Source organism: Nocardiopsis gilva YIM 90087, assembly GCF_002263495.1.
GTDB lineage: Bacteria > Actinomycetota > Actinomycetes > Streptosporangiales > Streptosporangiaceae > Nocardiopsis_C > Nocardiopsis_C gilva.
This window is the reverse complement of sequence record NZ_CP022753.1, coordinates 538,506-558,193: the sequence shown is the minus strand read 5'-3', so window position 1 is coordinate 558,193 and position 19,688 is coordinate 538,506. Positions and strand designations below refer to the sequence as shown.

General features: G+C 68.0%; 18 protein-coding genes and 1 tRNA gene. 10 read left to right on the top strand and 9 right to left on the bottom strand.

Going from position 1 to position 19,688, the window contains the following annotated elements; translation table 11 throughout:
- Positions 1–555: 555 nt before the first annotated feature.
- Genes rfbA through CDO52_RS02805 form a run of 5 tightly spaced genes read left to right on the top strand, consistent with a single transcriptional unit; the run spans position 556 to position 5,651 of the window.
- A complete protein-coding gene (gene rfbA / locus CDO52_RS02825) occupies positions 556–1,467 on the top strand; it encodes a glucose-1-phosphate thymidylyltransferase RfbA (protein ID WP_026126390.1) in 912 nt (303 codons plus the stop codon).
- 27 nt (positions 1,468–1,494) lie between these two features.
- The gene (gene rfbB, locus CDO52_RS02820; RefSeq protein ID WP_017621661.1) at positions 1,495–2,562 is read left to right on the top strand and encodes a dTDP-glucose 4,6-dehydratase; all 1,068 of its coding nucleotides are present in this window, start codon (positions 1,495–1,497) and stop codon (positions 2,560–2,562) included.
- Positions 2,559–3,125, top strand: coding sequence for a dTDP-4-dehydrorhamnose 3,5-epimerase family protein (locus tag CDO52_RS02815; protein ID WP_017621662.1), 567 nt, complete (start codon positions 2,559–2,561; stop codon positions 3,123–3,125). Before rfbB ends, CDO52_RS02815 begins: the two co-directional genes overlap by 4 nt.
- Before the next feature lie 46 nt (positions 3,126–3,171).
- Positions 3,172–4,128, top strand: coding sequence for an NAD-dependent epimerase/dehydratase family protein (locus tag CDO52_RS02810; protein ID WP_017621663.1), 957 nt, complete (start codon positions 3,172–3,174; stop codon positions 4,126–4,128).
- A gap of 59 nt (positions 4,129–4,187) precedes the next feature.
- The gene (locus tag CDO52_RS02805; RefSeq protein ID WP_094932187.1) at positions 4,188–5,651 is read left to right on the top strand and encodes an NDP-hexose 2,3-dehydratase family protein; all 1,464 of its coding nucleotides are present in this window, start codon (positions 4,188–4,190) and stop codon (positions 5,649–5,651) included.
- A 99-nt stretch (positions 5,652–5,750) separates the two neighbouring features.
- On the opposite strand, the gene CDO52_RS02800 is transcribed toward CDO52_RS02805, so the two are convergent.
- Positions 5,751–6,860, bottom strand: coding sequence for a DegT/DnrJ/EryC1/StrS family aminotransferase (locus CDO52_RS02800; protein WP_017621665.1), 1,110 nt, complete (start codon positions 6,858–6,860; stop codon positions 5,751–5,753).
- 416 nt (positions 6,861–7,276) lie between these two features.
- On the opposite strand from CDO52_RS02800, the gene CDO52_RS02795 reads away from it, so the two are divergent.
- Complete coding sequence (locus CDO52_RS02795) at positions 7,277–8,095, top strand: DUF2786 domain-containing protein (RefSeq protein ID WP_033302280.1); 819 nt, start codon at positions 7,277–7,279, stop codon at positions 8,093–8,095.
- Between the two features lie 329 nt (positions 8,096–8,424).
- Positions 8,425–8,850, top strand: coding sequence for a PPOX class F420-dependent oxidoreductase (locus CDO52_RS02790; RefSeq protein ID WP_017621667.1), 426 nt, complete (start codon positions 8,425–8,427; stop codon positions 8,848–8,850).
- Here CDO52_RS02790 and CDO52_RS02785 read toward each other — a convergent pair.
- From CDO52_RS02785 to CDO52_RS02760, 6 genes are all read right to left on the bottom strand, one after another.
- Positions 8,847–9,839 (bottom strand): IS481 family transposase, encoded by a 993-nt coding sequence (locus CDO52_RS02785; protein WP_094932186.1) that lies wholly within the window; start codon positions 9,837–9,839, stop codon positions 8,847–8,849. The genes CDO52_RS02790 and CDO52_RS02785 overlap by 4 nt on opposite strands.
- Before the next feature lie 171 nt (positions 9,840–10,010).
- Entirely contained in the window at positions 10,011–11,165 is a 1,155-nt protein-coding gene (dnaN, locus tag CDO52_RS02780; RefSeq protein WP_026126427.1) for a DNA polymerase III subunit beta, read from the bottom strand.
- 231 nt (positions 11,166–11,396) lie between these two features.
- On the bottom strand, positions 11,397–11,861 hold the full coding sequence (locus CDO52_RS02775; RefSeq protein ID WP_017621798.1) for a DUF4442 domain-containing protein: 465 nt from the start codon (positions 11,859–11,861) through the stop codon (positions 11,397–11,399).
- 153 nt (positions 11,862–12,014) lie between these two features.
- On the bottom strand, positions 12,015–13,142 hold the full coding sequence (alc, locus tag CDO52_RS02770) for an allantoicase (protein WP_017621799.1): 1,128 nt from the start codon (positions 13,140–13,142) through the stop codon (positions 12,015–12,017).
- A 244-nt stretch (positions 13,143–13,386) separates the two neighbouring features.
- Positions 13,387–14,292, bottom strand: coding sequence for a LysR family transcriptional regulator (locus CDO52_RS02765; protein WP_017621800.1), 906 nt, complete (start codon positions 14,290–14,292; stop codon positions 13,387–13,389).
- Positions 14,293–14,366: 74 nt separating this feature from the next.
- The gene (locus tag CDO52_RS02760) at positions 14,367–14,825 is read right to left on the bottom strand and encodes a hypothetical protein (protein ID WP_017621801.1); all 459 of its coding nucleotides are present in this window, start codon (positions 14,823–14,825) and stop codon (positions 14,367–14,369) included.
- Positions 14,826–15,250: 425 nt separating this feature from the next.
- Here CDO52_RS02760 and CDO52_RS02755 point away from each other — a divergent pair, with 425 nt between their 5' ends.
- Together CDO52_RS02755 and CDO52_RS02750 are read left to right on the top strand one after the other, a co-directional pair.
- A complete protein-coding gene (locus CDO52_RS02755) occupies positions 15,251–16,174 on the top strand; it encodes a GNAT family N-acetyltransferase (RefSeq protein WP_083920147.1) in 924 nt (307 codons plus the stop codon).
- Between the two features lie 170 nt (positions 16,175–16,344).
- Positions 16,345–17,514 carry a serine hydrolase domain-containing protein gene (locus tag CDO52_RS02750; protein WP_083920148.1) on the top strand — a complete coding sequence of 390 codons (1,170 nt, stop codon included), beginning with the start codon at positions 16,345–16,347 and terminating at the stop codon, positions 17,512–17,514.
- A 71-nt stretch (positions 17,515–17,585) separates the two neighbouring features.
- Here CDO52_RS02750 and CDO52_RS02745 read toward each other — a convergent pair.
- Both CDO52_RS02745 and CDO52_RS02740 read right to left on the bottom strand, forming a co-directional pair.
- A tRNA-Ser gene (locus CDO52_RS02745) sits at positions 17,586–17,676 on the bottom strand.
- A gap of 361 nt (positions 17,677–18,037) precedes the next feature.
- Positions 18,038–18,781 (bottom strand): hypothetical protein, encoded by a 744-nt coding sequence (locus tag CDO52_RS02740; protein ID WP_083920149.1) that lies wholly within the window; start codon positions 18,779–18,781, stop codon positions 18,038–18,040.
- A 142-nt stretch (positions 18,782–18,923) separates the two neighbouring features.
- Here CDO52_RS02740 and CDO52_RS02735 point away from each other — a divergent pair, with 142 nt between their 5' ends.
- Entirely contained in the window at positions 18,924–19,688 is a 765-nt protein-coding gene (locus CDO52_RS02735; protein ID WP_017621805.1) for a cupredoxin domain-containing protein, read from the top strand.

The window sequence follows — 19,688 nt, the reverse complement described above, 5'->3', positions numbered from 1 at the left end:
TGCCCGGGCCCGTCTTTTCGTTCGGGAATACGCGAGCGTGGGAGACGCCCGAGTTTCTCCACCCTCCCACACAGCGAAAACGACAGCCGCGCACTGACTGCACTAGAAACGGTACGAAGACGTTCCGGTCAACCCAACCCCTAAACCTCGTGACGGCACCCCTGACGAGGGCGCTCGCGATGATCATTCAGCGTCTGACCGTGAGCCATCGCACAAAAAAAGTACAGAATGTCTAAAATTGTCACAATAAGCGCAACCACCAAAGCCGAATGATATTCGGTTTGATCACCCATTGCGGTCGACCGTATGCGGTGGCTTACGTCGACATCAAGACACTCCGGGGCGACCACACCCACCCCTGAATACCGTCGGCACCCACCCCTAGATCCGCCCCAAGGCCTGGTCTCGCGCCGCCACCACGACTACGTTCGGCAGCGTCGCGCCCCGTGCGCATGTCAAGTGCGGCGCCGGTCCGAAACCCCCGTGACCCCGCACGGGCGCACCACGCCATCCCCATGTCCGGCTCGTTGTCTGTCGATGTCTGGTGGTCGAATTGTGAAGGGCATCATCCTCGCGGGAGGTTCGGGAACACGGTTGCACCCCGTCACCCTGGGCGTCTCCAAGCAGCTGATCCCGGTCCACGACAAACCGATGATCTACTATCCGCTCTCCGTCCTGATGCTGGCCGACGTGCGGGACATTCTCATCATCAGCACGCCCCATGATCTTCCCCAGTTCCAACGGCTCCTCGGCGATGGCGGCCATTTGGGGCTGCGCATCGATTACGCCGAGCAGGCCCACCCCAACGGCCTGCCGGAGGCATTCACGATCGGTGCCGACCACATCGGCGACGACTCCGTGGCACTTGCGCTCGGCGACAACATCTTCCACGGCAATTCCTTCTCCAACGTGCTGGAAAAGGAGGCGCGGCTCACCGAGGGCTGCGTCCTCTTCGGCTTCCAGGTCAAGGACCCCACGCGCTACGGCGTCGGCGAGGCGGACAGCGACGGTCGGCTCCTGTCGATCGAGGAGAAGCCCGCCAACCCCCGTTCCAACCGGGCGATCACCGGGCTGTACTTCTACGACAACGACGTCGTCGACATCGCCAAGAACCTGCGGCCGTCCGACCGCGGCGAGCTGGAGATCACCGACGTCAACCGCGTGTACATGGAACGCGGCACCGCCCGGCTGGTCGACCTCGGCCGCGGCTTCGCCTGGCTGGACACCGGAACCCACGAGTCCCTGATGCAGGCCGGGCAGTACGTGCAGGTCCTGGAGGAGCGCCAGGGCGTGCGGATCGCCTGCGTCGAGGAGGTCGCGCTGCGCAAGGGGTACATCGACGCGGACTCCTGCCACCGGCTCGGCGCCGCCATCGGCAAGTCCGACTACGGCCAGTACGTCATGAACATCGCCGAGGAATTCCAACAGCAGCCGCAGAACCGCCCCAACCAACCGGCCCAGGTCTAAAGGGACCGCAGGCAGGAGCACCCCACCATGCGCATTCTCGTCACCGGCGGGGCCGGGTTCATCGGCTCCACCTACGTCCGCCACCTGCTCGGCGGCGACTACCCCGAGCAGGCCGGGGCGGACGTCACCGTGCTGGACAAACTCACCTACGCGGGCAACCGGGACAACCTGGCCCCCGTGGCCGACCACCCCCGGTTCACCTTCGTCCAGGGCGACATCGTCGACCGCGCGCTCGTCGCGGACCTGATGGCCGGGACCGACCTGGTGCTGCACTTCGCGGCGGAGTCCCACGTCGACCGGTCCATCGAGGGGTCCGCCGAGTTCGTCACCACCAACGTGCTGGGAACCCACACCCTGCTGCAGGCCGCCCTCGACAACGGGGTGGGCGCCTTCGTGCACGTCTCCACCGACGAGGTGTACGGCTCGATCGGCGAAGGCTCCTGGCCCGAGACCTGCCCGCTGGAGCCCAACTCCCCCTACGCCGCCTCCAAGGCCTCCTCCGACCTGCTTGCCCGGGCCTTCCACCGCACCCACGGCCTCGACGTCCGTATCACCCGGTGCTCCAACAACTACGGCCCCTACCAGCACCCCGAGAAGGTCATCCCGCGGTTCGTCGGCAACCTGATCGACGGTGAGCCGGTCCCGCTGTACGGCGACGGCGGCAACGTCCGCGACTGGCTGCACGTCGACGACCACTGCCGCGGCATCGCTCTGGTCGCCGACAAGGGCCGCCCCGGCGAGGTCTACAACATCGGCGGCGGCACCGAGCTCAACAACTTGGAGCTGACCGCCCGCCTGCTCGACGCCATGGGCACCGACTGGTCCATGGTGCGCCGCGTCCCCGACCGCAAGGGGCACGACCTGCGCTACTCCGTCGATATCTCGAAGATCTCCAGCGAGCTCGGCTACGCGCCCCAGGTCCCCTTCGACGCGGGCCTGGCCGCCACCGTGGCCTGGTACCGCGACCACCCCCAGTGGTGGCGCCCTCTGGCCGACCGCCCCGGCCATCGCCGCCGGAGGCTGACCCGATCGCACCCAGCATCCAACATCGCGATCCGACCACTCACGGCACAGGAAGAAAGCCAACCACCATGAAGTACCGCGAGCTCTCCGTCGAGGGAGCCTACGAGTTCACCCCCACCGCCTTCCCCGACGAACGCGGCCTCTTCGTTTCCCCTTTCCAGGAACCCACGTTCCTGGAGGCCGTTGGGCAGCCCTTCACCGTCGCCCAGACCAACCACAGTAAGTCCAAGCGCGGGGTCATCCGAGGGATCCACTACACATCCTCGCCTGGCCAGACGAAGTATGTCTACTGCCCGCGCGGACAGGCGCTCGACATCGTGGTGGACATCCGAGTGGGATCACCGACGTTCGGTGCCTACGACATCGTCCAGGTCGACCCGGAATCCTTCCGCGCCGTCTACTTCCCCATCGGAATGGGGCATGCCTTCGTCGCTCTGGAGGACAGCACGGTCATGTCCTACATGGTGTCCAGCAGCTACGACCCCAAGCGCGAGCTCGCCGTGCACCCGCTCGACCCAACCATCGGCATCCCGTGGCCCGCCGACATCAACCCCGTCATCTCAGCGCGCGACACGGCCGCCCCCACCCTCGAACAGGCTAAGGAGCAGGGACTGCTGCCCACCTACCGCGCCTGAGCACGCGCCTATCCACGCCTTCGCCATTCCGGATCGGACCGCACGTATGGATCAAGAAGCCTTCTCTGCTACCGCCCACAACGCCGTCGTCATCGGGGCGACGGGCAACCTCGGCCGCCACATCTGTGCCGCGCTCACAGCCGCCGACCACAATGTCATCGGCGTGGCCCGGTCCGTCGCGGACGGTGTCGCCGCGTCCCGCATCGTCCCACTCGACGTCGCCTCGACCGACCCGCCCGAGCTCCGCCGTGTGCTCTCCGCCCACGACCCCAGCGTGGTCGTTAACGTGAGCGGCGGCTGGGAAACGACCGAGCAAGAGATGCACGCCGCCCACGTCCAGCTCGTCGAGCACTTGGTCGCGGCGGCGGCCGGTCTCGAACGACGCCCACGCCTCGTGCATGTGGGGACCATCCACGAGTACGGCCCCGTACCCGCGAGGACGTCCATCGACGAGCAGCGCGTCCCAGAACCGACCACGGCCTACGCCCGCACCAAGCTGGCTGGGTCGCGCGCTGTGCTCGACGCGACCGCCGCCGGGGAGATCGATGGCACCGTGCTGCGCGTCGTCAACGTGTGCGGGCCAGGCACCCAGCCGGCGAGCTTCCTCGGCTCCCTGGCCGCGCGGCTATGCGCCACCGAGCCCGGCGTTCCCATCGAGCTCACCATCACCGACGCCAAGCGCGACTACGTGGACGTGCGCGACGTCGCCGACGCCGTCGTCCGCGCCGCCACCGCCGTCCCCGAGGTTGTCGGCGCGGTCATCAACATCGGACGGGGCGAGGCGGTCAGCATGCGCACACTGGTGACCGCTCTGGTCGAAGCCGCCAGGCTGGACCCCCGGGACATCGTCGAGATCCCGGCTCAGGTCACCAGCAAGGGCGGGGACTGGACACAGGCCGACATCTCCCGTTCCCGCGCACTGCTGGGCTGGGCTCCCACGACCTCATTGCGCACGTCCATGGCGGACATGTGCGCGCGGATCCGTACAACGACAGGCACGTGACCGTTCCGGTCGTGTGCACCGCCCCGGCCATCCGGCCGACACGTTACCGGTGAGGACATATGACGATTCAGGGCCCGTCCGTGTTCGGTCCGGAGGCCGCCTCCGGCTATTCGGCCACGCGCATGGCGCGCTCGCTGCTGGACCCGCATAATTCCGTCACCCCGCTGCCACGCTTCCTGCGGTGGCTGGAGGAATACGGGAGCCAGGACGAGACCGAGGTCCACCAGGTTCGCCTGGACAGGCTCGACCAGTGGAACATCGACCCCGGCACTGGCAACATCAGGCATGGCAGCGGCCGGTTCTTCACGATCGAAGGGCTGCGGGCGCACCGGCCCGGCGGCCCCGTGGAACGGTGGACCCAGCCGATCATCAGACAGCCGGAGATCGGCATCCTCGGCATCCTGGTCAAGGAGTTTGACGGCGTCCCGCACTGCCTGATGCAGGCCAAGGTGGAGCCGGGCAACTTCAACGGTGTCCAGGTCTCCCCGACGGTGCAGGCTACCCGCAGCAACTACACGCGCGTGCACAAGGGGCGCGCGGTCCCCTACCTGGAGTACTTCCGCGACCCTGGCCGCCACCGCGTGCTCAGCGACGTGCTGCAGTCAGAGCAGGGCTCGTGGTTCTATCAGAAGCGGAACCGCAACATGGTCGTGGAGGTCACCGAGGACGTCGAGGTCCTGGACGGGTTCTGCTGGGTCTCAGTGGGGCAGTTGCACCTGCTGCTGACCTACCCCGACCTGGTGAACATGGACAGCCGCACGGTGATGGGGTGCATGCAGGTGCGGGCCGCCGACCCGGACACAGGAGCACCTGACCCGCTGGCGGACGACGGCGGGCTGAGAACGTCGGTCGCCCGGTCGACGGCGGAAGTGCCCGAGGATCGGTTCGCGCGGACCCTGCACTGGATCACCGACGTCCGCACGCACAACGACATGTTGGTCGACCTCATCCCGTTGAACCAGGTCACGGGGTGGAAGCTGGCGGAGGGTGTCGTCCGGCACGCCGACGGGCTGTTCTTCGAGATCGTCGGCGTCGGCATCACAACCGGCGGGCGCGAGGTCCGCCAGTGGACGCAGCCGCTGCTGCGTCCGACGGGGACCGGGCTGGCGGCGTTCTTCGTGCGGCGGGTCGAGGGCGTACTGGAGGTGCTCGTGCGGGCTCATGTCGAGCCTGGGCTGATGGACGTGCTGGAGCTGGGGCCGACCGTGCAGTGCACCGTCGCCAACCACGCGCACCTGCCAGCTGAGCGGCGCCCTCGATTTCTGAACGCAGCGTTGGACGCCGATCCGGCCGCAATCCTCTTCGACACGCTGCTGTCGGAGGAGGGCGGCCGATTCCACCACGCCCGCACCCGTTACCTGGTCGTGGAGACGACGGCAGACGGCGAGGTAGACGCGGGGCCCGAGCACCGGTGGGTGACCCTGCGGGAGCTGTCAGTCCTGATGCGGCACAGCAACTACGTGAACGTGGAGGCGCGCACCCTCGTGGCGTGCCTCCACAGCCTGCTCCACGACAACAGCTGACGCCGTTGCCCCGTCCGCGCCAGTTGCGAAGCACGGACGGGGTCGCCACCGTCGCTGAGGGGCCTGCATCACAGGCCCCCTGCGCGGTCTACAGGTCGGTCACAGGTTCTTGAGGACCTCGCGCAGCGACTCGATGACGCAGTCCTGCCGGTCCTGCGGAAGCGACGGGTACATCGGCAACGAGAAGATCTGCTTGGCGAGCGCCTCGGTGACCGGAAGAGAGCCGACTTCGTAGCCGAGCTTCGCGAAGCCGGTCATGGTGTGCACCGGCCACGGGTAGCTGATGTTGAGGGAGATCCCTTTCTCCTTAAGGCCCTCGATGATCCGGTCGCGCTCGGGGTGCCGCACCACGTAAACGTAGTAGACGTGCTCGTTGCCGTCCTCGACGCGAGGGAAGATCAGGTCGGTGTCGGCGAGCGCCGCCTCATAGCGGCGGGCGATCGCGCGGCGCCCTTCCACGTAGGAGTCCAGGCGGCCCAGCTTGCGGCGCAGGATCTCGGCCTGCACATCGTCGAGACGGCTGTTGTGGCCGGGGGTCTCGACGACGTAGTAGACGTCCTCCATGCCGTAGTAGCGCGCCCGGCGCAGGCGGGCGGCGGTCTCGTCGTCGTTGGTGATGGTCGCGCCGCCGTCGCCGTAGGCGCCCAGCACCTTGGTCGGGTAGAAGGAGAACGCCGCGGCCTTGCCGAACGTACCGGCCAGCCGACCGTGGTGGCGCGCGCCGTGGGACTGGGCACAGTCCTCCAGGATGGGCAGCCCGTGCTTGTCCGCGATGGCCTGGAGCGGCGCCATGTCGATGCACTGGCCGTACAGGTGGACCGGCAGGATGCACTTGGTGCGTTCGGTGATGACCGGCTCGACCTGGGAGACGTCCATGAGGAAGTTCTCCTCGTGGACGTCGACGAAGACGGGGGTGGCGCCGATCTGGTCGATCGCGATGACCGTGGGCGCCGCAGTGTTCGAGACGGTGATCACTTCGTCTCCGGGGCCGACGCCCAGGGCCCGCAGGCCGAGCACGATGGCGTTGGTGCCGTTGTCACACCCAACAGCGTGCTCCTCGCCGTGGTAGTCAGCGAACGCCTTCTCGAATCCGCGCAGGTTCTCGCCGAGGATCAGCTGCCCGGAACGGAATACGGTTTCCACTGCCTCGTGGATGTCGTCCCGTTCCTTCTCGTACTCCTCCAGATAGCTCCACACACGAATCGTCATGCGTCCCACCTCCAAGCTGGGTCGGTAACGAGATGATGGACCGGGGGCGAGAACACGACCCGACGTAGACCTGCGGGCGCACGGCGCGTGCGGCCCTCCCCGATGCGACCAGGTATCAATCAATCGCACGACACCAGGTCGGACAACCCCTATGTGCCTCCGACAACGCCCCTAATCCGGCGTCATTGCCCGCTGTGCCCAGCGCACTGGCGCACCAGCGTGGTCGCTGTCGGCTCCGCAGGTCTCATCCCGCCGGGGCGCCCGGTGCGAGTCGTGCGATGGGAGACCTTTCGTCGCTCATGCCCCAGGCCTGGGGATAACGGCCCTCACCTGGTCAAGCGGAGCCGGTAGTCTCGGTGGCGGTCGCAGAGAGGAGCCAGGTGCCTTCCGACGCACAGAGCGAAGCCCGCCGCAAGATGATCGAGCGGGTCCGTGGCCTCCTCCGTATGGCGGAGGACCCCGCGGTCACCGATGCCGAGAGCCAGGCCTTCACCGCCAAGGCCGCCGAGCTGATGACCCGGCACGCCATCGCCGAGGCCGAGGCGCGTGCCGAGCGCGGCGAGGAACTGGAGCAGGTCACCCGCTTCGACTTCACCGTCTCCGGGGTCGGCGGGCACGGCAAGGCGCGGGTCAAGGCGCTGGCCGGGATCGCCGCGGCCTACGGCTGCCAGTCGGCGGTGCGCGGCAACACGTCGGCCAACACCGATCGCACGCTCATCATCGTGGGGACGGCCACGGCGCTGGACGCGCTGCGGGTGCTGCTGCCGTCGATCACCATGCAGATGGAGGCGTCCGCGCGGTTCACCGCGCGCAACCACATCGCCGACCTGCGCGAGATGCGCAACTACGACCGGTCGACGCTGGCCACCGAGCGCAGCCGGTTCTACCGGTCGTTCATCCGCGCCTACGGCTACGCGGTGGCCGAGCGCATCCGCGAGTTCCGCGCACGGCTGCAGGAGGATCCGGGGGCGGACTCCGCGTCGGAGTCGGGCACGGGTTCGGACTCCGGCGAGGGGGCGTCGGCCATCGGTGCCGAGGTCGTGCTCCGCACCGATGTCGACCGGGTGAAAGAGGACTTCGAGCGGCGCTTCCCCCAGCTGCGCCCCACCCGTCCGGAGCGCACCCATCACCGCGCCGGGTACCGGGCGGGCTATCTTCGCGGGCGCAGCGCCCAGTTGGGCATGGAGACCAGCGTGGGGCAGGGCGGCGGGTCCGCGCTGACCGATGGCGACTAGCCGGTCGCCTCCCTCGTCCGCGCGTCTACCCCGCCCCGCAGTGGGCGTTCTTTGATCCACATCGGCCGTGGTTTCTGTGGATAACCCTGTGGACAGCCTGGGGATAAGTCGTGGAAAACCTCACGCGGCCCGAAATGGCTGTGGATAAACCTCCCGAAGAGGACTTCTTTTGGCCGGTTCCCGCACGTCGCCCGGGCACCGGCCAATGGCCGCGGCGCCGCACGGCCTCGACGCACTCGCGATAACTGAGTGTTGGAAGGTGACGTAGATCACCCAATGGGGAAGGGTGAGGGTAACGCACCGTATCCCCCGACCGGGAGTTGACGAGTATGTCGGCAGCCACCCTCCTCAAGCTGTTCCACGGTTACAAGACGGCCCTGCTCACGACCTACCGCCGCGACGGCATGCACTGCGTGAGTACCCCCGTGAGTATCGTCGTCGACAACGATCGTGTGCTCTTCCGAACATGGGAGGACTCGGGCAAGGCCAAGCGGCTGCGGGCGCATCCGGTGGCTGACCTGCGTCCGTGCACCTTCCGCGGCCAGCCGACCGGCGCTGCCATCCGCTGCGACGTTCGGCTCCTCGAAGGCGACGAGGCCCAGCGCGCCGCGCGCATGCTCGGCCGTCGCCACCCCTTCCTGCAACGCTGGGCGGTGCCGATCTCGCACCGGCTGCTGCGCTACCGCACGCTGCACTACGAACTGCGCCCGGTGGACGACGAGACCCCGCGCAGCACCGAAGGCTGGCCGGACTAGTTGTTCCGTCCTGAGAGGTTGGTGACGCGGGAGGCGGGAGGACCGTCGATCGCGGTGTGGAACCGGTGGTGATTGTAGTGATGCAGCCACGCCGGGAGCGCCGCTCGCCGTTGGGCCTCGGATGTGTAGGCCCGGGCGTAGGCCCATTCGTCGGCCAGGGTGCGGTGGAACCGCTCGACCTTGCCGTTGGTCTGGGGCCGATACGGGCGGGTGCGCTTGTGCGTGATCCCGGCTCCGGCCAGGGCATCGCGCCACAGGCGTGAGGTGTAGCAGGACCCGTTGTCGGTCAGCACCCGCTGCACGGTGATGCCCGCTGAGGCGAAGTAGGCGTGGGCCCGCTGCCAGAATCCCGCCGCGGTCTCCTTCTTCTCGTCGGCCAGGATCTCGGTGTAGGCGAGCCGCGAGTGGTCGTCGATGGCGGTGTGCAGGTAGCCGTAGCCCAGCACGGGGTGGGAGTTCCTGCGGGTCGTGGTGGTGGCGCGGGCGTTGCGCTTGCCTTGGGCGCGCCCGGTGGTGCGGTGGCCGCCGCCGTCGGGGACGCGGCCGAGCTTCTTGACGTCGACGTGGAGGAGTTCGCCGGGCCGGTCGCGCTCGTAGCGGCGCACCGCCCGCCCGGTGGCCCGGTCGGTGTGGGCCAGGCGGGGCATTCGGTAGCGGGTCAGGATGCGGTGGACGGTGGAGGCGTGCATGCCCAGGTGTCCGGCGATGCGGGCCGGGCCCCACCGGCGGGTGGCGCGGAGTTTGATGACGCGGCGTTCGCGGCGGGTGGGGGTGCGTCGGGGCGAGTGGTGCGGGCGGCTGGAGGCGTCGGCCATCCCGGCCGGTCCGTGTTGGCGGTAGCGGGCGGCCCAGCGTTGGGCGGTGGTGGGGCTGACCTGGAAGCGCTCGGCGGCCCGGCGCAGGGGCCAGTGGGCATCGACGATGCAGCGGGCCAGCGCGAGGCGGCCGGCGGGTGCGAGTTTGGCGTTGGTGTGGGTAGCGTGAGGCATTGAGGGCCTTGCGGTGCTCGGGGCGGACGTCAGACATCCACACCGATACCGAAGGCCCTCCTTTTGTGTCCAACTTGTCCCGGTATGTCACCAACCTCAGTGGTCAGTACAACTAGCCCCCATCGGGATCGGGCGGCGGGACACGGCGGAGGTCGGCGGCCTCGACCCGGGTCAGGAGACCCGGAGCGGCATCACCAGGTAGCGGAACTCGGGGCGGCCGCCCTCGTCCGCGGGGACATCGGAGATCACCGCGGGCTTGGTCGGCATGGTGAAGTGCAGGTGAGCGGTCTCGCTCTGCACCCCGCCGAGGCCGTCGAGGAAGTACTCGGGGCTGAAGGCCACCCGCATCGGATCGCCGTGGTACTTGACCCCCAGGGCCTCCACAGCCTGCGCGTCGTCACCGGAGCCCGCCTCCAGCACGACCTCGTCCGCGGTGAAAGAGAGGCGCAGCGGGGTGCTGCGGTCGGCCACCAGCGCCACCCGCTTCACCGCCTCGGTGAGCGGGGCGGTGGCGACCTCGGCGCGCGCGGAGAAGTCGCTGGGGAAGCGGGACTCGTACTTGACGAAGTCGCTGTCGATGAGCCGGGTGGTGGTGCGGCGCCCGCTGTTCTCGAAGCCGATCATGCCCTCGCCCGGCGCGAGGGTGACGCCGCCGCCGGCGGCGACCGTGGACAGCGCGATGTCGACGTTGGAGCCCGGGACGAGCGAGCGCACGATGTCGTTCAGCGTGCGCGCCGGAACCAGCGCTGAGGTGGCCAGGTCGGGGTGCTCGGAGCGCCACCACAGCTCGCGGACGGCGATGCGGTAGCGGTCGGTGGCGGCGAGGATGAGCGAATCGCCGGAGAAGGCGAGGTTGACGCCGGTGAGCATGGGCAGCGTGTCGTCGCGGCTCGCCGCCGGGACCACCTGGCGCGCCGCCGTCGCGAACGCGTCGGCGGCGAGGGAGCCGGTGGTGCGCGGCATCTCCGGGAGGGTGGGGTAGTCCTCCAGCGGGAGGGTGAGCAGGGTGAAGCGGGCGCTGCCGCAGGTGACGAGCACCCGCGTGGCGTCGCACTCCATGTTCACCGGCTGGGCGGGGAGGTTGCGGGCGATCTCGGCGAGCAGCCGGCCGGATACCAGGACGGCGCCGCCCTCCTCGGCGTCGACGTCGACCTCGGCCCGTGCGGATACTTCGTAGTCGAAGCTCGACAGGCGCAGGGCGGAGGAGCCACTGGGCAGCTCCAGGCGCATACCGGCGAGCACCGGCATGGAGGGACGTGCGGGAAGGGCGCGGGCCGTCCACGCCACGGCTTCGGCGAACGCGTCGCGGTCTACTCGGAATCTCACACGGCCTCCCGCTGCATTGCTCTCCACCAGGGGTTTGCCCCGGTCGGGAGTGACCGTACCCCGACGGACCGACATTTCGACCGAACAGGTGGACGAACGGATGTCGGCCCCGCCGAGGAGGCGGCCGGGCCGGGCGGAGGCCACGGCGCGGCCAGACGCACACAGGCAGATCAGACACGCACCGGCAGAACTGTCAGCCGGGCGCGGCGTGCGTCCCTGACGCCACTCACGTCACTTCTTCGGCTTCAGTGTCCAGACGACCGTCATCGCGCCGGTGACGGTCCCGTCCTCGGTGCGCAGCTCGATCTCGACGGCGAACTCGGGCCGCTGACCGGCGTCGAGCTCGGCGATGACCTCGTCGCGCGTCCGGGTGAGCCGCGCGTCCGCGATGACGTCGCCCATCGCGAGCTTCTGGTAGCCGATCTCCGCCTTGACGGCGAGCGGAACGGCGCGGTTCAGCTGGTCGCCGAAGGCTCCGATCACGATGGCGCCCGAGGCCGACTCGGCCAGCGTGAACATCGCACCGGCGTGCGGGCCGCCGACGTGGTTGTGGTGCTTGTCGTTGTCCGGAAGCCGCATGACGGCTCGGTCGAGGTCGAGTTCGATGAACTCGACGCCCAGGGTCCGGGCGAACGGCACCGCCGCGAGGAATCCGGACTTGACCAGCTCCGCCTGTTCGGCGCTCATGGTTGTCATGGCGCCCAGGTTACTCGCGAGTAACCATCCGCGCCAAGATCCCCGCGGGAGGAAATCGCCGCCGGGACCAGAGCAGGAACCCGCCGCCTCACCCGCCGGAGGAACCGGTAGGGGCGCGTGGGTGAGGCGGCGGGAGACAGAGAGGCGGCGGCCTCAGAAATCGGAGCCTTCGGCGGTCAACGCGCTCCAGCGCTCGCCCAGGGCCTTCTCACCGAGCGTGGTCAGCGCCCCGTGGAGCCGGACGCGGGCGATACCGCCGTCGGGGAAGACGTCCAGCCGGACGTGCGTGACGGGGCGCCGTTCGTCGAGGTGGAAGCGGTGCACGGTGTCGGGCTGCAGCGGGACGCGCGCGAGGAGCGGGAACCACGCGTCGGCGTCGGCGGAGTCGGACACGGCCGCGTCGCACCCGGAGACGGCCACCCAGCCCGCGGCATTGCCCTTGTAGTAGGCGGTGTCGATCTCGACGGCGCGAATCTCGCCCTGCTCGGCGAGGCGCAGGCGGACCCAGTCGTTGCCGCGGTCGCGGCGGCGCCGGTTCTCCCAGCCGTCGTCCATCTTGCGCGAGCGGTCCGGGAGGATCATGTTCGCGGGGGAGGAGAAGAAGCGGTCCGAGGCGTCCTCGACCGCGCCTCCGTTCTCCAGCGCGGCGAGATCGATGGTGCCCAGCGTGGCGAGCCACCTCGGGTCGGCAACGACCTCGCCGTGCACACGCAGCCGGGCGATGCCGCCGTCGGGGAACTGCTTGAGCCGCAGGTGCGTGAAGCGGCGCTCGACGCCGACCGGGAAACCGTTCGCGGCATGACCCCGCACCGGGCTGCGCGGCACGATTTCGACCCAGGTGACATCGTCGGCGAGCAGCTGCTCGGGGGTGGGGGTGCCCTCGACGTGGGCGGCCTCGATGGCGACCTGCTGGGGGTAGTTGCCCCGGAAGTGGGCGGTGTCGACGATGACGCCGCGGATGACGCCGGGGGCGCCGAGCCGGATGAGCGCCCAGTCGTGGTCGTCGTCGCCGGGGTGCGGGGCGTCGGCGCCGGTCCCCCGACGGCGCCGTGTCTCCCAGCCGTCCATGACCTTGCCCTTGTGGCCGAAGGCCTCGGGGTCGAAGTGCGCGGGCTCGCGTCTGAGCAGGTTCTCGCGTTCTGCGAAGAACTCGTCGTTGGCCGCGATCACCGAGCCGCCCAGGCGCCGGTCGGCTAGGTCGGCCAGGTCGGTGAATCCAAAGTCGCCGTCCCGGTAGTCGGCGTAGGGGTCGCCGCCGCTGTACGGCTGCGCGTCGTTCACATGCGGATCCTGAGCCAGAGAACCAGCCACGTCACCCAAAAGGAATCAACCCCTCAAAGAAGAGCAATCACCACAATCCTGGACACCTCTTACTCTCGCACCGGACAAACGGTCATGTATAGCAAAACTTTTCGCTCAGCCTGTTCATCATCACTGAACAAACGAGCGCGCATCGGCTAAGGCAGCCTCATCGCTGACGGCGCCCATCGGCCCTGTCGCCGCCAGAACCAGGTACGCCTCGACCTCACCCTCGAGTCGCCACCGCCTGGTCCAGAGCACGCAGAACCTGCGCCACATGCGGTCGGTCCTCAGCCCCGGCCCGAACGGCGGACACCACATGGCGCCGGGGCCGATCGGCGTGCAGCACCCGGATAGCGACATCCGGGCCGCTCTCGGGAGCGGCGAGCCGAGGGACCAGAGCGACCCCCATCCCGGCGCCGACCATCGCCAGAATCGCCGCCCAGTTCGACGCCACGTGCGCGCGCTCCGGGACGAACCCGGCATCGGCGCAGGCCGTCAGCGTGATGTCGCGCCAGGGGCCGGAGTCTCCGTAGATCCAGGCCTCGTCCGCGAGGTCGGCCAACCGCAGCCCGGGGGTACCGGCCAGCCGATGGCCGACGGGAACAGCGACATCCAGCGGATCAGCCAGCAGCGACGACCGGGTGAACCGCGTATCGCCGGAGGTGGGAGCGTCGACGGCCAGGGAGAGAGCGATCTCGATCTCCCCGCCCGCGAGCAGGTCGTACACCTCAGCGGCCTCGGCCTCACGGACGCGCACGGCCAGCCGCGGATGACTCCGCCGCAGCCGCTTCACCGCCGGGATCACCAATCCGGGAATCGCCGTGGCGAACGCCCCGACACGTACCTCACCGGCTTCGCCCCGCTGGTGCTCCTCCAACTCCGCCTGCGCACGCTCGACCTGCGCGAACAGGGCATCCGCGTGACGCAGAACAACGTGCGCGGCACTCGTCAGCCGCACCCGGCGCCCATGCGCTTCGAGCATCGGCACACCGAGCTCGCGGGAGAGCATGGCCAGCTGCTGCGAAACCCCGGACGGTGTCATCCGCAGCGCCTCGGCCGTCGCCCGCACTGTGCCCAGTTCGTCGAGCGTCCGCAGCAGCCGCAGCTTGCGGAGGTCCCAGTCGTTCATACAAGAAGACTAAACAGACTTCCCACAACCATCCAGCAGCTTCAAACGATCAAGATGACCGGCGCCTCACGGTCTCACGTGGTCGAAGCAGTCCGCTTCCGCAGGGCGATCGCACGCCCGGCCACCACACCCAGCGCGGTGGCGATTGCCATCGGAACCGCCCCCGCCACGACGAACCCAAGCGGAGGAGCGGGATCGAACAGCCCTCCGGCGACACTGCCGTCCAACGCCGACATCAGCACCCTGAGGGGCAACAACAGCACGTAGAAGAAGATCACCGCCCACACGGAACTGAGACCGGCACCGGGCACCCGCTGCCACCTGAGTCCGGGCCATGCCACCAGCCCGGCGATGGCCGGCGTCAACGCCATCATCGCCAGCCCAAGCCCAATGTTGGCGTCAGGGGACGGAGCAACCTGCCCGACCACCCATCCGACACCTTGCGCGACGAAGTAGGCGACACTCCCAGCAACGGCTCCGACCCCGGCCCCGACAAGCACGCACCGTGAAAGTCTCTCCGAGCTCTTGTCCATGACGCCGATCCTTCCTCTCCCGCCCCCTCGACCGCATGAGTACGGGTACTCAATTATCCGGATCTGCCGCCCACCTCACCAGGCACGGCTGGCCTGACACAAGATCGACACCCCAACCACGAGCGGCCGCAAACACGCGCACCACAGCGCCCTCACATCACCAACTGATGCGCCGACCCAGGCCGCTTCGGTTCCCACCCATCAGCAATAGCCGCACGAACAGCCGCAACGACCATCCACGGCGTCGCCCCGATCACCTCGGGCCTGATGCCGCCGTCCCCGGATCCGTCTGCCACCGAAGGTGAAGGTCCCCGCTGCCACCCTGGCATCGTTCATCCCGCCGCCGTAATACCGAATTCCCCCAACCGCCTCTGCGCCAACGTGCAAAACTGGCGCCAATAGTGGCGTTCTCCCAGGGAGTTCCGATGCATCAGCAGAAACGGCTGGATCGACTCAACGCTCGTCTGTGCGCGAGCCCGGCGTTCTGCCCGGTCGGTGTCGGCGAGGGTCGGCGTTTTCGCCGGTGGGAACTTGCGTCGTTCTGCGAACTCGCTTTCGAGGAGTTCCTTGACCCCCGCACCATGACTTCAGGAGAGCAACAGCAGCGGGTGGGGAATCTGCGCGACCGCAACCTGTGGGAATGCGACGAGGACGATTTCGCCACCAGGTACTGGCTGGTCACCGAAGGGGGCGTCGTCGGAACCCTTGGCGTGGGCACGCATGTCGTCGGATTCGACTCCGTCCGCCTGCAATCGCTCTATGTCCATCCCGGCGTCCGACGATCTGGTATCGCGTCTCGGGTCCTGGAAACGGTGTACAACGCCGCGATCGCCGAGGGGCTGGGTGGAATTCACTTGGAAACCCACTGGGCCTGGCAGGACTCGCTCAAGTTCTACCTCGGTCGGGGCCTGCGGGTCGCGAATTGGAAGCACGGAATCGCCCTCGCCCGGGACCGCCGGTTCCCACACCACACGTTCCACTCGGACCAGGACAAGACGACCCTCCTGGTCGAACACGACGGCGCGATGCGGCCGCTTGTCGCCGCTGAACGCGACGGAACTCGCCTGCTCCTCCAGGAGACAGACCTCCAACGCGAACTTGCGGCCAGCGATACCGGCTGGAGCGTGCTTCTGCACGGAAAGGCGACTCTGGCGCTCCGCCTCGCAATGGACGGCTGGCCACTGGTTCGCTCCCAAGAGGCCTGGAAGGAAGCCCCGCTACACAGCGACATCGGAGCGCCGGAGGGCCTCGCCTACAAAATCAAGATCTTCGAGGAAGCAGCCAGGGGTGACGGCTGGCGAGTCGATACCCCAGACATCCCTGGCCTCTCCGCCCTGCCCACAAACTAGAAATTTTCACATTACCCTGATCAAGAGCAGCCTTCCAAAACACCAACAAAGAATCCTGGCTGGAATGCAGCTGCCCCATTAGCAACCCCCATGCTCTCGACTATTGGCGGGCGCGTACACTTCCCTCCTGTTTGATCATTCAGACGCTCACCCCTTTGAAAGGCATCTGTATGTCACGGCAGGAAGCGCGAGGACACCGCGTTCTGTTCAGAAGCGCGGCGGCCACCATCACCGCCGCGGTCGCGCTGGCATGCTCCACCACCGCTGCTTCCGCAGCGGAGACAGAAGCGACGCATGGAACTACCCAGGCCGCTCTCGACGCTCTGGTCGAGGCCGGGATGCCAGGAGTCGCCGCCGAAGTGCAGACACCCGAAAGGCAGTGGTTCGGCTCCGCAGGCTCCGCCGACACCGCGACGGGACGCGAACGCACACCCGAGGACCACATACGCGCGGGAAGCACCACCAAATCCTTCATCACCGTCGTCATCCTGCAGCTGGAGGCGGAGGGGAAGCTGAGCCTCGACGACTCCGTCGAGAGCCGGTTGCCCGGTGTGCTGCAGGGCAACGGGTACGACGGAAACAAAGTCACCATCCGCCAGCTCCTCAACCACACCAGCGGGGTCCACGACATGGTGTCGACCCCCGAGTGGCGGGAGTACATGAACGGCGAGGGCTTCCTGAAGCACCGCTATGAGACCAGGACGCCCCAGCAGATCGTGGATATGGCGCTCAAGTACGAGCCGGACTTCGAGCCCGGGACGGACTGGAACTACTCCAACACCAACTTCGTGCTCGCGGGCATGATCATCGAAAACGTCACCGGAAACTCCTACGCCCATGAGGCCGAGCAGCGCATCCTCAAGCCACTGGGCCTGACCGAGACGACGTTCCCGGGCACCGACCCGACGATGCCTTCGCCGCACCCGATCGGCTACTCAAAGCTGTACGCCGCCGATCCCGGCCCGGAGATCTACGACGCCACCGAATACAACCCGGCCTGGTCCGGCGCCACCGGCGAGATCATCAGCACCACCGGCAACCTCAACCGCTTCTACAGCGCCCTGATGAAGGGCGACCTGCTCCAGCCCGCCCAGCAGGAAGAACTCCTCACCACGGTCGAGACGGGCACGTTCTACGACTACGGCCTCGCCCTGATCGTCCGCACCCTCTCCTGCGGCAAGAAGGTCTACGGCCACGACGGCATCGTCTGGGGCTCCTTGACCAGCTCGGCCACGACTGCGGATGGCTCCCACAGCCTGACCTTCCAAATCAACGGCGACTGGCTGGAAGACGGCCAGCTCTACCAAGACGTCTTCGAAGCCGAGTTCTGCGGCAGGTAGCCGCCCCCGAACACGAGAGAACCCCCGCTCGTTCGGCGTCATGCCTCGCCAGCGGGGGTTCTCCCTGGTGATGGCGGAGGGTGTGGGATTTGAACCCACGAAGCCCCGGAAGGACTTAGCGGTTTTCAAGACCGCCGCACTCGGCCGCTATGCGAACCCTCCTAGAGGTGCGTGAGGCACCGGAACAGATGCTAGCTCACTTCAGGAGACTTGTGACGCCGGCCGCCTGACGGATAGGACGGCCCCGCTTCGTCGAATCCCCGCCAGAACCGGTACTCACGCGTCGCCGATACCCGTCGCCGCACGCTTCGGTCTCAGCTGCCCGTAAGCGACATGGGCACACCGGGGGGAATCCTGGGGCGGGGGTCCGCGTCGACTTCACTACCGGCCGGATCGCCGTCACGGGATGCACCGGTCAGGCCTCCCACTGAATGTCACGGGGAGGTCGATCCGGACGGCGTCGGTTTCGGTGGTGACGGTCGCGGACCGACACGCAGCACGCGGGAAGCGGCGCTTAGTTCCACTACTCCCCAGGGCGGAATTCGTACTCGGCGGGGACGTCGACGTCCGCGTCCTTGGGACCGTAGACCAGGGCGATCTGGCGGTGCTTGGTGAGTTCGATAGCGGCGGGATCGCCTTCATGGAGTTCGCCGTCGACGTAGGCGCGCAGAGTGTTCTCCTCGTCGGCTTCTAGCCCGCCCAGAGTGTCCTTGTCAAGGAGGACGTCCCACTCGGCGAAGATCTGGCCGAGCGTGTAGCGCTTGTCCGCGGTGGGCGCCTCGACGTGCAGCACCCCGCGCTCGTCGTGGGTGTGGAGCTCTGACATCGCGTTGCCCGAGGGATGGATCCCCAAATTCGCGGGGACGGTGACGGCTTCACCGTTCACGATGACGTCGAGGTGGGCATGGAAGTGCTTACTTGTTCCCTCCATGGGCGCCACCCGCAGGCCCACGTTCTCGGCCAGCGAGACCGGGTCGTCGGGCAGCGGCCAGGGCGGCATGGCGGTGCCCTGGCCTGTCGCCGCCTCGGGTAGCGCCACCTGCTCCTTCTGTCCTGACGGCAGCTTGGTGAGCCCCCAGCCGGCCAGACCCACCAGCACGACGGCGATCACAGCCATCGCCCCCACGAGCAGGATGCGGCGGCGCCGTTCCTGACGCGCCTGCTCCTTGCGCATGGTGGCGACTTTCTGCGCGGCCTCGCGCTTCCGCTGGGCCTTGCCTGGCGCTTTGCCCGACGGGGCTGTGCTCTTGGGCCGACGCGATGACACGATCTGGAACCTCCATGAGGGGTGTACGCTCGCCGACACTATACCGATATACCTAAGTCTTATAGGTAAAATCATCGCGCGACCTCGCCAGAGGCACAGCATCTCTGGTGCACCGGCCGATACGTGGAGGAGACGTACTTCAATGCACATACGCGTGTGGACCGCACTCGCCGGCGCTGTGCTCGTGCTGGCCGCCACAGGGTGCGCCAACGAAGCCGCCAAGACGGAAGCCGACGCGTCCGACCCGGCCCCTTCCTCTTCTGCCTCTGAACATCACGGCCACAAGATGCGCGAGGTCGCGGGCGACGACGCGCCATCGGTGGAACTGGAGGCCACGGAAGACCCCGCATCGGGCTGGAACGTCCATCTGACGGTCGAAGGGTATGACTTCACCCCGGATCGCACGGGTGAGGAGCCGAAGGAGGGGGAGGGCCACGCGCACCTCTACGTCGACGGCGAGAAGGTCGCCCGCGTCTATGGCCCGTGGCACCACCTGCCCGCGTCGGCGGTTCCCGAGGGCGAGCACACGTTGACGGTGCGACTCTCGGCCAATGACCATTCCACGTGGGCGGTCGACGGAGAACCGATCAGCGACAGCGTCACGGTTGCGGGCGAGCAAGCGGCGGACACGGACGGGGGTGACGCGGACGTGACGGTGGAGATCAGTCTGCGGGACGGCTCGGTCTCGCCCGAGCCCGGCCGTGTGGAGGTCGGCACCGGCGAGAAGGTCCGCATCACGGTGGAGAGTGACAGCAGCGACACCGTGCATCTACACGGCTACGACATCGAGAAGCCGGTCGGCCCGGACGCGCCCGCCACGCTCGTCTTCACCGCCGACAAGAGCGGGGTGTTCGAGCTGGAGACCCACGAGTCCGGCACCCTGCTCACCCAGATCGCCGTCCAATGA

Coding starts and splice junctions, on each gene's coding strand:
- rfbB (WP_017621661.1), top strand. CDS start 1,495: ATGCGCATTCTCGTCACCGGCGGGGCCGGGTTCATCGGCTCCACCTAC.
- CDO52_RS02815 (WP_017621662.1), top strand. CDS start 2,559: ATGAAGTACCGCGAGCTCTCCGTCGAGGGAGCCTACGAGTTCACCCCC.
- CDO52_RS02810 (WP_017621663.1), top strand. CDS start 3,172: ATGGATCAAGAAGCCTTCTCTGCTACCGCCCACAACGCCGTCGTCATC.
- CDO52_RS02805 (WP_094932187.1), top strand. CDS start 4,188: ATGACGATTCAGGGCCCGTCCGTGTTCGGTCCGGAGGCCGCCTCCGGC.
- CDO52_RS02800 (WP_017621665.1), bottom strand. CDS start 6,860: ATGACGATTCGTGTGTGGAGCTATCTGGAGGAGTACGAGAAGGAACGG.
- CDO52_RS02795 (WP_033302280.1), top strand. CDS start 7,277: ATGATCGAGCGGGTCCGTGGCCTCCTCCGTATGGCGGAGGACCCCGCG.
- CDO52_RS02790 (WP_017621667.1), top strand. CDS start 8,425: ATGTCGGCAGCCACCCTCCTCAAGCTGTTCCACGGTTACAAGACGGCC.
- CDO52_RS02785 (WP_094932186.1), bottom strand. CDS start 9,839: ATGCCTCACGCTACCCACACCAACGCCAAACTCGCACCCGCCGGCCGC.
- CDO52_RS02775 (WP_017621798.1), bottom strand. CDS start 11,861: ATGACAACCATGAGCGCCGAACAGGCGGAGCTGGTCAAGTCCGGATTC.
- CDO52_RS02765 (WP_017621800.1), bottom strand. CDS start 14,292: ATGAACGACTGGGACCTCCGCAAGCTGCGGCTGCTGCGGACGCTCGAC.
- CDO52_RS02760 (WP_017621801.1), bottom strand. CDS start 14,825: ATGGACAAGAGCTCGGAGAGACTTTCACGGTGCGTGCTTGTCGGGGCC.
- CDO52_RS02755 (WP_083920147.1), top strand. CDS start 15,251: ATGCATCAGCAGAAACGGCTGGATCGACTCAACGCTCGTCTGTGCGCG.
- CDO52_RS02750 (WP_083920148.1), top strand. CDS start 16,345: ATGTCACGGCAGGAAGCGCGAGGACACCGCGTTCTGTTCAGAAGCGCG.
- CDO52_RS02735 (WP_017621805.1), top strand. CDS start 18,924: ATGCACATACGCGTGTGGACCGCACTCGCCGGCGCTGTGCTCGTGCTG.